13 protein-coding genes are annotated in these 12,792 nt (G+C 61.9%); 7 read left to right on the forward strand and 6 right to left on the reverse strand.

The window, feature by feature from the left end; genetic code table 11:
* Nucleotides 1-25: 25 nt before the first annotated feature.
* Nucleotides 26-1,564, reverse strand: a complete 1,539-nt coding sequence (locus AC0J41_RS00805) for an HDOD domain-containing protein (protein ID WP_473014310.1) — start codon at nucleotides 1,562-1,564, stop codon at nucleotides 26-28.
* A 165-nt stretch (nucleotides 1,565-1,729) separates the two neighbouring features.
* On the opposite strand from AC0J41_RS00805, the gene motA reads away from it, so the two are divergent.
* A complete protein-coding gene (motA, locus tag AC0J41_RS00810; RefSeq protein ID WP_007952169.1) occupies nucleotides 1,730-2,581 on the forward strand; it encodes a flagellar motor stator protein MotA in 852 nt (283 codons plus the stop codon).
* Nucleotides 2,582-2,584: 3 nt separating this feature from the next.
* Nucleotides 2,585-3,661 (forward strand): flagellar motor protein MotB, encoded by a 1,077-nt coding sequence (gene motB / locus AC0J41_RS00815; RefSeq protein WP_473014311.1) that lies wholly within the window; start codon nucleotides 2,585-2,587, stop codon nucleotides 3,659-3,661.
* Nucleotides 3,662-3,713: 52 nt separating this feature from the next.
* On the opposite strand, the gene AC0J41_RS00820 is transcribed toward motB, so the two are convergent.
* The 4 genes from AC0J41_RS00820 to rsgA form a co-directional block, all read right to left on the reverse strand.
* Nucleotides 3,714-4,199: a toll/interleukin-1 receptor domain-containing protein gene (locus tag AC0J41_RS00820; RefSeq protein WP_473014312.1), complete on the reverse strand. Its 486-nt coding sequence runs from the start codon at nucleotides 4,197-4,199 to the stop codon at nucleotides 3,714-3,716.
* Nucleotides 4,199-5,158, reverse strand: a complete 960-nt coding sequence (locus AC0J41_RS00825; RefSeq protein WP_025110160.1) for a caspase family protein — start codon at nucleotides 5,156-5,158, stop codon at nucleotides 4,199-4,201. Before AC0J41_RS00825 ends, AC0J41_RS00820 begins: the two co-directional genes overlap by 1 nt.
* 2 nt (nucleotides 5,159-5,160) lie before the next feature.
* Nucleotides 5,161-5,568: a TIR domain-containing protein gene (locus AC0J41_RS00830; protein ID WP_102358172.1), complete on the reverse strand. Its 408-nt coding sequence runs from the start codon at nucleotides 5,566-5,568 to the stop codon at nucleotides 5,161-5,163.
* Between the two features lie 212 nt (nucleotides 5,569-5,780).
* A complete protein-coding gene (gene rsgA, locus AC0J41_RS00835) occupies nucleotides 5,781-6,812 on the reverse strand; it encodes a small ribosomal subunit biogenesis GTPase RsgA (protein WP_025110158.1) in 1,032 nt (343 codons plus the stop codon).
* A gap of 107 nt (nucleotides 6,813-6,919) precedes the next feature.
* Here rsgA and orn point away from each other — a divergent pair, with 107 nt between their 5' ends.
* Both orn and AC0J41_RS00845 read left to right on the forward strand, forming a co-directional pair.
* Complete coding sequence (gene orn / locus AC0J41_RS00840; protein ID WP_025110157.1) at nucleotides 6,920-7,462, forward strand: oligoribonuclease; 543 nt, start codon at nucleotides 6,920-6,922, stop codon at nucleotides 7,460-7,462.
* A 205-nt stretch (nucleotides 7,463-7,667) separates the two neighbouring features.
* Entirely contained in the window at nucleotides 7,668-8,279 is a 612-nt protein-coding gene (locus AC0J41_RS00845) for a trimeric intracellular cation channel family protein (RefSeq protein WP_003221099.1), read from the forward strand.
* On the opposite strand, the gene queG is transcribed toward AC0J41_RS00845, so the two are convergent.
* Nucleotides 8,261-9,340: a tRNA epoxyqueuosine(34) reductase QueG gene (gene queG, locus AC0J41_RS00850; protein WP_473014313.1), complete on the reverse strand. Its 1,080-nt coding sequence runs from the start codon at nucleotides 9,338-9,340 to the stop codon at nucleotides 8,261-8,263. The two genes, AC0J41_RS00845 and queG, sit on opposite strands and share 19 nt — an antisense overlap.
* A 63-nt stretch (nucleotides 9,341-9,403) precedes the next feature.
* Here queG and AC0J41_RS00855 point away from each other — a divergent pair, with 63 nt between their 5' ends.
* From AC0J41_RS00855 to AC0J41_RS00865, 3 genes are read left to right on the forward strand one after another with little or no spacing between them, the layout of a single operon-like run.
* Complete coding sequence (locus AC0J41_RS00855; protein ID WP_473014314.1) at nucleotides 9,404-10,903, forward strand: NAD(P)H-hydrate dehydratase; 1,500 nt, start codon at nucleotides 9,404-9,406, stop codon at nucleotides 10,901-10,903.
* The gene (gene tsaE / locus AC0J41_RS00860; RefSeq protein WP_025110154.1) at nucleotides 10,891-11,361 is read left to right on the forward strand and encodes a tRNA (adenosine(37)-N6)-threonylcarbamoyltransferase complex ATPase subunit type 1 TsaE; all 471 of its coding nucleotides are present in this window, start codon (nucleotides 10,891-10,893) and stop codon (nucleotides 11,359-11,361) included. Before AC0J41_RS00855 ends, tsaE begins: the two co-directional genes overlap by 13 nt.
* A gap of 51 nt (nucleotides 11,362-11,412) precedes the next feature.
* A complete protein-coding gene (locus AC0J41_RS00865; protein WP_473015960.1) occupies nucleotides 11,413-12,792 on the forward strand; it encodes an N-acetylmuramoyl-L-alanine amidase in 1,380 nt (459 codons plus the stop codon).

The raw sequence follows: 12,792 nt of genomic DNA on the forward strand, positions 1-12,792 counted from the left end.
CAAAGGGGGGGATTGTAGCGCAGCCTCATCGGCCACGGCTGCTAAAGCTGTGCAGGGCTTTTTCGATGCACTGCGCGGTTTTGCCGAAAGCCTGCACCGTGATGTCGGCGAATGGCCCGCCGCCCTGATCAGCCACGACGATCATGATTACCCGCCCATTATTGACCAGCGAGCGCAGGAACAGGTGTTCGCCACGAAACAGCGAACGCAGGCCCGGCGGCAGCAGGGCGGAGAATTGTGCGTTGTTTTCGGGGTTGATCCGCACTTGTGCCTGCTGCGCGAGCAATCGTTGCAGGACTTTGCTCTGACTGACGACAAAATTCAGCGCGGCGGCTTCTTTCGGCAGGCTGAAGGTCTGGTGCACACGCAGATTGGACTGTGTGCGATCGGCCATCAGAATCATCACCCGGCGCATACCGCTGGCAACCAGGGCATCGCGCGCCGCGACGGTCAGGCTCATGGCATTGGTGAAGCGGCTCGGCTCGGCCAGCAGTTCGGCGCATTGCCGGCGCCAATTCGCCAGATCCTCGGTACTCGGTGCGGCCGCCGGCAGCATTCCGGCCGGCAAACGATGGGTGCCCCACGGCCATAATAATGAAACGGCCGGGTGCCACAGATCGGGCATTGCATGCTGACGCGCACTGTTGGCAGCTTGCTGGTGCAATTGTTGTTGCACCTCGTCCATCGAAATCTGCAGATAAAGGCTGGTCAGATATTGCCAGCGTTCGCTGTGCGGACTGTCCCAGGCCTGTTGCGCCGACAGCGCCAGGCCGTTGGCCAGCAGCACGGTGTTGGCTGGCTGATTGAGCCAGCGACGCAGGGTCGGATCGTCATCGAGGCGGTTCTGCTGGCGCAGCGGGTGTTCGCTGTCGCGGGCGATGCGCAGCACTTTGACCAGTTCGCGTTGTTCGCTGAGCAGCAGCTTATAGCCTTGCTGCACCCAGATCGGCAGGTGCCAGACTTGCACCAGCGCCTCGGCGATTCTCAGCAGGCGCACGCCAAACAGTTGCTTCTCGACCACCGGGGCCGACTCGCCCTTGTGGATGACCCGCAGCTCCCACTCTTCGAGCAACTGTGGAAACGTCAGCGCCAGCGGCCATAACGGCGAGAGAAACAACAGGCTGCCCCAATGGATGTCCTGCCACAGCCGCGCCAGGCGACTGGCGAAAAAACCGTTGGCCTGTTGCGTGGCGTGCTGGCTGATCATTTGCAGTTGGCGCAAGGCCTGGGGAATCTGCATCTGCGGTTCGACGGGCAGGCGCGCGAGCAATTCCTCGGTACGCGCCAGGCCCAGGCGGTTGATCGCCACCTCGAGATTTTCCGCCGGTGCGGCCATGGTGCCGTGGGTGTGACGATTGGCCTCACGAATGATGCTCAAGGCCAGTGCCGGACTGTCCTGCATCAGGTCGGCGATGTCGCGCAGCGAGCTGCGGTTATCGCGAATCGCCCGGCAAACCTTGTCGTGAGCTTCTTGCGGAACCGGCAGGCGCACGCTATCGAGCAGCTTTACCCAGCCTTCGAGTGTGGTCGGTTTTGCGTGTGGGACGTTCGTTTCATTAGCCATGTCTGGACGAGATCTTCACTGACTGTAGACGCGCCCGGCATGGGCTAAATTGGCTTTTCGCCTGAACTGGCTATAGTCTGGCGCAGTTTTGCCGATAAGTAGAAGAAGAGATTTTTTAACTTCCGAATATGACCTTGAACCCGACTCAGTAAGTACTTTCTACCTATGGCTAAAATTATCGGCATCATCGTCGTATTCGCGAGCGTGCTCGGCGGATACGTGCTCTCCCACGGCAAAATTGCCGCCCTGATCCAGCCCTTCGAGGTGATGATCATCGGTGGTGCGGCCCTCGGTGCATTCCTGCAGGCCAACCCCGGTTACATGACGATGCACGTGCTCAAGAAATCCCTGAGCATGTTCAGTTCGCGTTTCAGCCACACCTTCTATCTCGAAGTGCTGGGCCTGATCTACGAGATCCTCAACAAGAGCCGCCGCGAAGGCATGATGGCCATCGAAGGCGACATCGAAGACGCCGCCGCGAGCCCGATCTTCGCCAAGTACCCGGCCGTGCTCAAAGACGAGCGCATGACCGCGTTCATCTGCGATTACCTGCGCATCATGTCCTCCGGCAACATGGCTCCGCATGAGCTGGAAGGCCTGTTCGACATGGAACTCTACAGCCTCAAGGAAGACCTCGAGCATCCATCCCACGCGGTGAACGGCATTGCCGACGCCATGCCGGGTTTCGGTATCGTCGCGGCGGTACTGGGTATCGTGGTGACCATGGCGTCGTTGGGTGAGGGCGATCAGAAATCCATCGGTCTGCACGTCGGTGCGGCACTGGTCGGTACCTTCTTCGGTATTCTCGCGGCGTACGGTTTCTTCGGCCCGTTGGCGCATTCCCTGGCCCACGATGCCAAGGAAGAACTGAACGTCTACGAGGCGATCAAGGCTTCCCTGGTGGCGTCGGCTTCCGGCATGCCGCCATCGCTGGCAGTCGAGTTCGGGCGCAAGGTGCTGTACCCGGCCCACCGTCCAAGCTTTGCCGAGCTGGAACAAGCCGTTCGCGGTCGCTAAGCCATGGAAAATAATCAGCCGATTATCATCAAGCGCGTCAAGCGCATAGCCGGCGGGCATCACGGCGGAGCGTGGAAAATCGCCTTCGCCGACTTCGCCACGGCGATGATGGCGTTCTTCCTGGTGTTGTGGCTGCTGTCCACCGCAACGCCGGAACAGAAGATCGCCATCGCCGGTTACTTCAAGGATCCGGTCGGCTTCTCTGAAAGCGGCACGCCGTACATCATCGACCTGGGCGGTACACCGACCCTGGCGCCGGAAAACACCCTCAACCCTGAGGTGAAGTCGCAGCCGCAACCGGACAAGGTCACGGTCGACACTGAGCAGGTCGAAGGCATGGCCGAACAGGTCGAGAAGGAACGCCTGGAACTGTTGCTGCAGGAACTGCAGAACAAGGTCAACGAGAACCCGCAACTGCAGAAGTTCAAGGATCAGATCCTGTTCGAGATCACCCCGAACGGCTTGCGCATCCAGATCATGGACGCCGAGAACCGGCCGATGTTCGACTCGGGCTCTGCACGTCTGAAACCGTACTTCGAAGACATCCTGCTGGCCATGGCCGACACCATCAAAGCGGTGCCGAACAAGATCAGCATCAGCGGCCACACCGACGCCAAACCGTACACCGGCACCGGCGATTTCGGTAACTGGGAGCTCTCGGCCAACCGCGCCAACGCCGCACGGCGTGCACTGGTGGCGGGCAGCTATCCGGACGGGCAAGTGGCGCGGGTGGTCGGTTATGCCTCGTCGGCGCTGTTCGACAAGGAAAACCCGTTCAACCCGGTCAACCGTCGGATCGACATCGTGGTGCTGACCAAGAAGGCGCAAGCGGCCATCGAAGGCTCACAAGGTGCCGACCCGGCCAAGCCTGCTATCGAAGGAGAAAACGGCGCTGCTCCGGCGACGCCCGTTGATCCGAATGCGCTGCCGGCGGACCAGCAACCAGTGCCGGCACATGAGTTGCGTGAACGACTCAACCTGTTCGACGACGCCGCGCCGAAACCGGCCGAGCCGGGGGTTGCGGCGCCCGCGCCCGCTGCTCCGCCAGCCGCTGCACCGGCCCCTGCGCCGAAACAGTGACCGACAAAAAAGCCGACAGTGATGTCGGCTTTTTTGTGCCTGTCGATTGGCGTTAGAAACCACGCCGAATCCGGTTTTTCAGTTGTTCATGGAAAATCTCGGCGTTGCGTTTATAGGTGCCGCTGAACGATTCGTTGCTCGAATCCAGCGTCATCGAACGCTGGCTCGACACTTCCTCACGATAGGCATCAATGAAGAAATCCAGATCACTGGTCGTGCTCAACTTTGGCCATTTATCCAGATACAACGGCAACTCCGTCGGCCCGGTCTTGAACGAGCAGATCCTGCGATTGCTGATCGTCGCTTCGCCAATTTCAAACGGCACCCACCACGACAACGCAGTCTTTTCCGACACCACCGCCAGCAAGTGCGTGCATTCAGTGATGTTGCGTGTAATCACGCCGGTGATGTCGTCGGTGGTCTGCGATTCCGGGTCGAGCACGTCGAGGTAAGTTTTGATGTTGGCCTGGATCAGGCGGCTGTTGATGGCGATGGCGTGGGCGCGATCCATGTGGCGGTAGCTGATGAATACGGGCATCAGAAATGTCCTTTGAGGGCGAGTTCGCGGTAGTAGGCGCCGAGGGCGGTGAGGCGGCAGCCGGTGGAGTTCATGGCGGCGTAGTACATGTGTTCGGCATCCACGGGCTCGATCAGGCTGTGGCGGTTGCACATTTGCAGTTGCTTGAAGATGTCGCCGTGCTCGGGGTCGAACAGCGCTTCGGTGGGCTCGTAGCTGGGGTCGAGTCTGAAGACGAAACTTGGCTCGGGGAACCAGTCCTTGAGTTTGCGCAGAGTTTCCTCGGCAATCAGCGGGGCGACCTCACGTAACGGCACGAACTGCGAGACATTGGTCTTGAATACCGGACGCTGCTCCCAGGCCCCCAGCGCATTGTCGACAAACGAGTAAACGCTCCCGGGGGTGACCTTGCCGAGTACGTTGGCAGCGCCACCGTGCAGCGCTTGCAGAAGCAGGTCGGTGAATACGCCATGACCGCGACTTTCCAGGGCGTACTGTTCTTTTTTGCAGGCGGTGAGAATGGTCACGCCTTCGCCGATCACACTGCTGCCGCCGCGCAGATTGCGCATGGCCCCTGCTGCGCCGGCCTGGCAGCAATCGAGAATGATGATTTTGTTCTTGATGTGCGGGGCCTTGTCCGCCCATTCCAGGACGTCGCTGATGCGGATACCGTCCCCCCCAGGTTGATAGTCCTGGGGAATCAGTAGCCCTTCGTCAATGCTGGTGTCGAACTGCCCGTGACCGGCGAAGTACAGCAGTGCCACGTCACAGTCGCCTGAGAACAAGCTCTGAATCTGCTGTTTCATGTGGTTGAGCGTGAGTTTTTCTTCGGCTGAGGTCAGCACTTTGCTGCTGAAGTTCGGTCGCCCGTTAGCGTGACGCTCCAGCACCGAAGCCATGGCCATTGCGTCGTTGTTACAGCCGCTCAAGGGTGAGACGTAGTCGTAATGGTTAATCCCGATAAACAGTCCCTTGCGCATGGTTACACCGCCGTGTGCTGACGGATTGCACCGATGATGCTGTTGGTGTTCCACGCGCATTCGGCGTGCGCCGCTTCACGCACCACGGCGGAAATACGCTCGGCGCCGAACGGCTTGATCGCGATGATCACCTTGCCCATGCGTTTGGCGATCTCGATTTCCTTGTTGATCCACTTGCTGTAGGTCGAATACATCCCGGCCATGATCAGCACCGCCGAGCAAGGACGAATCTTGTTTTCGATGGCTTCTTCGAGCTGCTTGTCGGTCTGCGCGCCCAGGATCGGATTGTGCGGCGGCACGGAAAAATTCTTGAAACTGAAATCCGGTTTGGCGCCGAGCAGGCGTACCAGATTGTCGTGAGCGTGGGCGTAGTTCCACGAATGGCTGATGAACAGGTGATAGGTTTGCATGGGCTTCCTCGGAAGTCGCGAAAGTGCGAAGGAGGACCCCAATCTAGGCATCTGGCGCGAGCCTACAAGGGCTGGGCGGCGAAAGAGAAATGTCCTGCAAGCAGGCGTGGGCGGGTCTGTCAGAAAGGTCTGACGTTTAATTGAATCGGGGAGGTGTCAGACGCGATCCGACATCCGGCAGCCCTCGGGCGAGGTGCTGCCGGTGCAGATGTTTAGTAGCCGTTTTCCGGCAGGCTGGCGATGATCGAGCGATAGCTGTTCATTCGCTGCTGCTGCACGCGGCCATCTTCCAGGGCCTTGAGCAGTGCACAGCCCGGCTCGCGATCATGCTTGCAGTCGCGGAAGCGGCAGGTGCCGAGCAGATCATCGAACTCGATGAAGCCGGCTTCGACGTCGGCGCGGCTGACGTGGCCGAGACCGAATTCACGGATACCCGGGGAGTCGATCAACTCACCGCCACCGGGGAAGTGGAACAGGCGCGCGGTGGTCGTGGTGTGCGTGCCCTGGCCGGACAGCTCGGACAACGGTCCGACGCGGGTTTCGACTTCCGGCAGCAGGCTGTTGACCAGCGACGACTTGCCGACACCGGACTGGCCGACGAACACGCTGATGCGCCCGTCGAGCTGCTTCTGCAACTGCTCCATGCCGTTGCCGTGATGCGCCGAGACTTCCAGCACCGGATAACCCAGCGTGCGATACACCGCCAGCAGCGCATTGAGCGCCGGGGCGTTCTGCTCGTCGATCAGGTCGAACTTGTTCAGCAGCAGCAACGGGCGGATGCCGGCGTGTTCAGCGGCGACCAGATAACGGTCGATCAGGTTGGCGTGAGGCTCAGGCAGTGGCGCGAAGACGATGACGATCATGTCGACGTTGGCCGCGACGGGTTTGAGCTGACCACGGCTGTCCGGGCGGCACAGTTCGGTGGTGCGCGGCAGTTGCGCGACGATCACCCCGATGCCCTGGTTGCCGGCGCGCCAGACGACGGTGTCGCCGGTCACCAGTGCTGGCAGGTTGGCGCGCAAGTGGCAGCGGAACACCTGGCCGGCCTGATCGCCGTCAACAGCTTCGACCTCGACCTGCACACCGAAGTGGGCGATCACCAGACCTGTTTGTTCCGGGCCCAGGTCGCCACCCTCGAGCGCTTCGACCGCCGAGGACTCGCGTTTGGCGGCGCGGGCAGCGCGTTCGCCCTGAATCTTTTCGATGCGCCAGTTTTGACGACGATTGAGTTGGCGTTTGGCCATGGGTGTTCCGTCTGAAGAATGCAGCGATTAGGTAAAACGGCCGCGAGTTTAGCACGCCCGGGCACCGGCCTAGGCTAAACTGCGCAGCATTGCCTAGGAGCCCGAATATGCAAAACCCGCAGAACCTGATCTGGATCGACCTGGAAATGACCGGTCTGGATCCGGAAAACGACGTCATCATCGAAATGGCCACCATCGTCACCGACAGTGACCTGAACACCCTGGCCGAAGGCCCGGTGATCGCCATTCACCACAGTGACGAAGTGCTCGCCCGCATGGACGAGTGGAACACCCGCACCCACGGCAACTCGGGCCTGACCCAGCGCGTGCGCGACAGCCGCATCAGCATGGCCGAAGCCGAGGCCGAGACCATCGCGTTCCTTGAGAAGTGGGTACCGAAGGGCAAGTCGCCGATCTGCGGCAACAGCATCTGCCAGGACCGCCGCTTCCTTTATACGCACATGAAAGGGCTGGAAAGCTACTTCCACTACCGCAACCTCGACGTGTCCACGCTCAAGGAGCTGGCCGCGCGCTGGGCGCCGGACGTACGCGACAGCTTCAAGAAGGGCAGCACGCATTTGGCACTGGACGACATCCGCGAATCCATCGCCGAGCTGCAGCACTACCGCAAGCACTTCATCAAGTTCTGATTGAGCGGTGTCTGCACTGACATCTTCGCGAGCAAGCCCGCTCCCACAATCTGGAATGCGTTCCCCCTGTGGGAGCGGGCTTGCTCGCGAAGAGGGCGTCAGGGTCACCGGAAGATTCAAGTCAGACATGCATCCCCGAGCGCGCCCCCTTCTGGTGCGGCGCTGAAATGGCTAGACTGCGCGCCTTCCTGCCAGGACCGCTGCCATGTTGCTGATGCTCTATCTGATCGCCATTACCGCTGAAGCCATGACCGGCGCGCTGTCTGCCGGACGGCGCGGCATGGACTGGTTCGGTGTGGTGCTGATCGCCTGCGTCACCGCGCTGGGTGGCGGCTCGGTGCGCGACGTGTTGCTCGGGCATTACCCGCTGACCTGGGTCAAACACCCGGAATACCTGGTGCTGACCTCGGCGGCAGCGATGCTCACCGTGTTCACCGCCCGCTGGATGCGCCACCTGCGCTCGCTGTTTCTGGTGCTCGATGCGGTCGGCCTGGTGGCGTTCACGTTGATCGGCTGCATGACGGCACTGGAAATGGGCCACGGCATGCTGGTGGCTTCGGTCAGCGGCGTGATCACCGGGGTGTTCGGCGGCATCCTGCGCGACATCTTCTGCAATGACATCCCGCTGATCTTCCGCCGTGAGCTGTACGCCAGCGTGTCATTCGCGGCCGCGTGGTGCTACATGCTCTGTCTGTATCTGAATGTGCCGAGCGAGCAGGCAATCCTGATCACCTTGTTCGGCGGCTTTCTGCTGCGGCTGCTGGCGATCCGGTTCCACTGGGAAATGCCCAAGTTCGTCTACAACGACGCACCTTGACGCTCGGCGTGCTGTTTCAGCGCCCACTCGACGTGTTCACGCACCAGCTCTGAAGGGTAGTCGCGGCGCGCCTTCAGCGCTTCCAGCACCGGAATGCTCGACGGCGCATTACCGAGGCCCACGGCCAGGTTGCGCAACCAGCGCTCGTAGCCGGCGCGGCGCAGCGGCGAGCCTTCGGTGCTGCTGAGGAATTTGTCCTCGTCCCACAGGAACAGTTCGGCCAGTTCGGCGTTGTCGAGGTTGTGCCGTGGCTTGAAGTCGCTTTCTCCAGACGGTCGGGCGAAGCGGTTCCACGGGCAGACGATCTGGCAGTCGTCGCAGCCGAACACCCGGTTGCCGATCAGTGGACGCAGATCTTCGGGGATGGCGTTTTTCAGTTCGATGGTCAGGTAAGAGATGCAGCGGCGCGCGTCCAGCACATACGGGCCGACGAAAGCGTTGGTCGGGCAGATGTCCAGACACGCAGTGCAGCGCCCGCAATGTTCGGTGTTGTGCGGTTCGTCCACCGGCAGTGGCAGATCGACGAACAGTTCGCTCAGGAAGAAATAGCTGCCGGCCTTGCGGTTCAGCACCAGGGTGTTTTTGCCGATCCAGCCCAGTCCGGCCTGCTCGGCGATGGCCTTTTCCAGCACCGGAGCGCTGTCGACGAAGGCGCGGAAACCGAACGGGCCGATCTCGGCCTGAATCTTGTCGGCCAATTGTTGTACGCGTTTACGGATCAATTTGTGGTAATCGCGGCCCAAGGCATAACGCGAGACGTAGGCTTTTTCCGGTTGCGCGAGCATTTGCGCCATTTGCGTGTCACCGGGCAGGTAATCCATGCGCAGCGAAACCACGCGCAACGTGCCTGGCACCAGCTCTTCGGGGTGCGAGCGTTTGCTGCCATGGGCGCCCATATAGTCCATTTCGCCGTGGTAGCCGGCGGCGAGCCAGCGCTCAAGGTGCTGCTCATGCTCGGCCAGGTCCAGACCGCTGATGCCGACTTGCTGGAAGCCCAGCTCGCGGCCCCAATCCTTGATCGATTGGGCGAGGGTGGGCAGATCTGTGGTGATGGCGGACATGAGGCGAGAGAAACCGGAGCTGAGGTGCGTATAATTCTGCCAGACATCGGAGCCCGAAGACGCATGCCGCACACGAAAGATGAATTACCCGACGCGCTGTACGCTGCCGCCCAGGTGCGGGCACTCGACGCCCGGCTGATCGCCGCCGGCACGCCGGGCTTCGAATTGATGCAGCGCGCCGCGTATGCGTGCTGGCGCGCGCTGGTGCGGCGCTGGCCTGCAGCGACTGAACTGACCGTGCTGGCCGGCCGTGGCAACAACGCCGGCGACGGCTATTTGCTGGCCGTGCTGGCGCAGCGTGCCGGTTGGGCGGTGCGGGTGCTGACGGTCGGTGAACCGCAGCGTTTGCAGGGCGACGCAGCGCTGGCGCATGCCGAGGCACTGGCCGAAGGTGTCGCGGTGCAGGGCTGGAACGCTCAGGTCGAATTGCGCGGTGTGGTCCTCGATGCGCTGCTCGGCACTGGTTTGAGTGGCGAGGTGCGTGAGCCCTACGCCGAGGCTATTGCCGCAATCAACGCCAGCGGCCTGCCGGTGGTGGCGGTCGATATGCCGTCCGGATTGTCGGCCGACACCGGGCGAGTGCTGGGCCTCGCCGTGCGCGCGGATCTCACGGTCACTTTCATCGGCTTGAAGCTGGGGCTGTTCACCGGTGACGCGGCAGACTGTGTCGGCGAACTGGTGTTCAACGATCTGCAAGCGGCACCTGAAACCTATGCTGACATTCCTGTCACCGCGCGCCGGCTCAACGCCGCTAATCTGCCGCGTCTGGCTGCGCGTGCCCCGACGTCCCATAAAGGCCGCTTTGGTCATGTGCTGTTGATCGGCGGCGATCATGGCTTTGGCGGGGCGATCCTGCTGAGTACTGAAGCTGCCTTGCGCAGCGGCGCGGGCATGGTCTCACTGGCGACGCGCCCGGAGCATGTCCCGGCAGCGCTGAGCCGCGTGCCGGAGGCCATGGCGCTGGGTGCTTCATCGGCCAATCAATTGATGGGCTTGCTGGAGAAAGTCTCAGTGCTGGTCGTCGGGCCGGGATTGGGGCAAGCGAGTTGGGGGCGGGCGCTGTTGTCGGCTGCGGCGAACGCGGCGCTGCCACAGGTGTGGGACGCCGATGCATTGAATCTGCTGGCCAGCGGTTTTGTTCGTCTGCCCAAGGATTGCGTGATCACCCCGCATCCGGGTGAGGCAGCGCGCCTGTTGGGCATCAGTACCGCCGACGTGCAGGCCGATCGTCCGGCCGCGGCGCATGCGCTGAGCAAGAAATATTCGGCCGTGGTCGTGCTCAAAGGCGCAGGCAGCTTGATCGCCCATCCCGATGGGCGTCTGGCGCTGTGTCATCAGGGCCATCCTGCCATGGCCACTGCCGGTCTTGGCGATGTACTCGCTGGTCTGACCGGCGCGCTGCTGGCGCAAGGCATGGACGGCTTTGAGGCGGCGTGCCTGGCGGTCTGGCTGCACGCCAGTGCCGGCGCGCAACAAGGTAAATTCGGCCGTGGGCTGGCGGCCAGTGATCTGATTCCAGCCATTCGTCAGTTGTTGGAGGAGCATGCACCGTGTCTGAAGTAACCCTGTACCTGGCCGATGAACAGGCCATGAGCGACTTTGGCGCACGGATCGCCCGCGTTACCCAAGGCCATGGCCTGATTTTTCTCGAAGGCAACCTGGGCATGGGCAAGACCACGCTGTCGCGGGGCATTATTCGTGGACTGGGGCACGTCGGCGCGGTAAAAAGTCCGACCTTCACCCTGGTCGAGCCCTACGAGATTGGTGATGTGCGCGCCTTTCACTTCGACCTGTATCGCCTGGTCGATCCGGAGGAGCTGGAGTTTCTTGGCATCCGCGACTATTTCGAAGACGATGCCCTGTGCCTGATCGAGTGGCCCGATAAAGGTGCAGGCTTTTTGCCAAAGCCTGACCTGACCATTACCATTAGCCCGCAAGACAGCGGGCGTTCGCTGAAAATTTTATCCCAGGGCTCGCGTGGTGAGACCTGGTGTGCCGCTTTGGCATTGGAATCCAATTAAATGATGGGGTTAGGTATGCGCTTTCGCGCGTTGGTGGCTGCCGCAGGACTGATGTTGATGGCAGTGGCCGTCAACGCTGTGGCCGACACAAAGGTCAACAGCGTGCGCCTGTGGCGGGCGCCGGACAACACGCGACTGGTCTTTGACCTGAGCGGCCCGGTGCAGCACAGCGTCTTCACCCTGACCGCACCGGATCGGCTGGTGATCGACATCAATGGCGCCACCCTCGGTGCACCGTTGAAAGTCTCGACCGCCAACACGCCGATCACCGCAATGCGTTCGGCCCAGCGCACGCCGACCGACCTGCGGGTGGTCATCGATCTGAAAAAGGCCGTCACTCCGAAAAGCTTCTCGCTGGCGCCGAACGCGCAATACGGCAACCGTCTGGTGGTCGACCTGTTCGACAACCCGGCCGATGCCGCGCCGCCGCCTGCGCCGACGCCACAAGTGGCGACGGTACCCGCCGTGCCGGTCACGCCTTCGGAGCCTGCCATCAAGTTGCCGCCGGCCCCGGCCGGAAAACGCGACATCATTGTGGTGATCGACGCCGGCCACGGCGGCGAAGACCCGGGTGCGTCCGGCTCGCGCGGCCAGCGTGAGAAAGACGTGGTGTTGCAGATTGCCCGCGAACTGCAGCGTCAGGTCAACGGCATGAAAGGCTTTCGCGCCGAGCTGACCCGTACCGGCGACTACTTCATCCCGTTGCGCGGGCGTACTGAAATTGCGCGCAAGAAGGGCGCAGACCTGTTCGTCTCGATCCACGCCGACGCCGCGCCGTCTGCGGCAGCTTTCGGCGCCTCGGTGTTTGCCCTGTCTGATCGCGGCGCAACGTCGGAGACCGCCCGTTGGCTGGCCGACAGCGAAAACCGTTCCGACCTGATCGGCGGTGCCGGCAACGTCAGCCTCGACGACAAGGACCGCATGCTCGCCGGTGTGCTGCTCGACCTGTCGATGACCGCGTCGCTGACGTCTAGCCTCAACGTCGGCCAGAAAGTCCTGACCAACATCGGTCGCGTGACGCCACTGCACAAGCAGCGCGTGGAACAGGCCGGGTTCATGGTGCTGAAATCGCCTGACATCCCGTCGATCCTCGTCGAAACCGGATTTATCTCCAACGCCAACGAAGCGAACAAGCTCTCGGCGTCGAGCCACCAGCAGGCGCTGGCCCGTTCGATCAGCAGCGGCGTGCGCCAGTTCTTCCAGCAAAACCCGCCGCCAGGCACTTACATTGCCTGGCTGCGTGACTCCGGCAAGATCGCCCAGGGCCCGCGTGATCACCGCGTGAGTCCGGGCGAGACGCTGGCGATGATTGCGGTGCGTTACCAGGTGTCGCCAGCGACCCTGCGCAGTGCCAACAATCTCAGCAGCGATGAGCTGAAAATCGGTCAGCACCTGACCATTCCTGGCACCGAACTGGCGTCCAAAGAATGA

The sequence above is a fragment of the Pseudomonas sp. Arb-4-2C genome (assembly GCF_055755015.1).

Excerpts from the sequence above, each read along its gene's own strand:
- AC0J41_RS00805 (WP_473014310.1), bottom strand. The coding sequence starts at position 1,564 with ATGGCTAATGAAACGAACGTCCCACACGCAAAACCGACCACACTCGAA.
- motA (WP_007952169.1), top strand. The coding sequence starts at position 1,730 with ATGGCTAAAATTATCGGCATCATCGTCGTATTCGCGAGCGTGCTCGGC.
- motB (WP_473014311.1), top strand. The coding sequence starts at position 2,585 with ATGGAAAATAATCAGCCGATTATCATCAAGCGCGTCAAGCGCATAGCC.
- AC0J41_RS00820 (WP_473014312.1), bottom strand. The coding sequence starts at position 4,199 with ATGCCCGTATTCATCAGCTACCGCCACATGGATCGCGCCCACGCCATC.
- AC0J41_RS00825 (WP_025110160.1), bottom strand. The coding sequence starts at position 5,158 with ATGCGCAAGGGACTGTTTATCGGGATTAACCATTACGACTACGTCTCA.
- AC0J41_RS00830 (WP_102358172.1), bottom strand. The coding sequence starts at position 5,568 with ATGCAAACCTATCACCTGTTCATCAGCCATTCGTGGAACTACGCCCAC.
- rsgA (WP_025110158.1), bottom strand. The coding sequence starts at position 6,812 with ATGGCCAAACGCCAACTCAATCGTCGTCAAAACTGGCGCATCGAAAAG.
- orn (WP_025110157.1), top strand. The coding sequence starts at position 6,920 with ATGCAAAACCCGCAGAACCTGATCTGGATCGACCTGGAAATGACCGGT.
- AC0J41_RS00845 (WP_003221099.1), top strand. The coding sequence starts at position 7,668 with ATGTTGCTGATGCTCTATCTGATCGCCATTACCGCTGAAGCCATGACC.
- queG (WP_473014313.1), bottom strand. The coding sequence starts at position 9,340 with ATGTCCGCCATCACCACAGATCTGCCCACCCTCGCCCAATCGATCAAG.
- AC0J41_RS00855 (WP_473014314.1), top strand. The coding sequence starts at position 9,404 with ATGCCGCACACGAAAGATGAATTACCCGACGCGCTGTACGCTGCCGCC.
- AC0J41_RS00865 (WP_473015960.1), top strand. The coding sequence starts at position 11,413 with ATGTTGATGGCAGTGGCCGTCAACGCTGTGGCCGACACAAAGGTCAAC.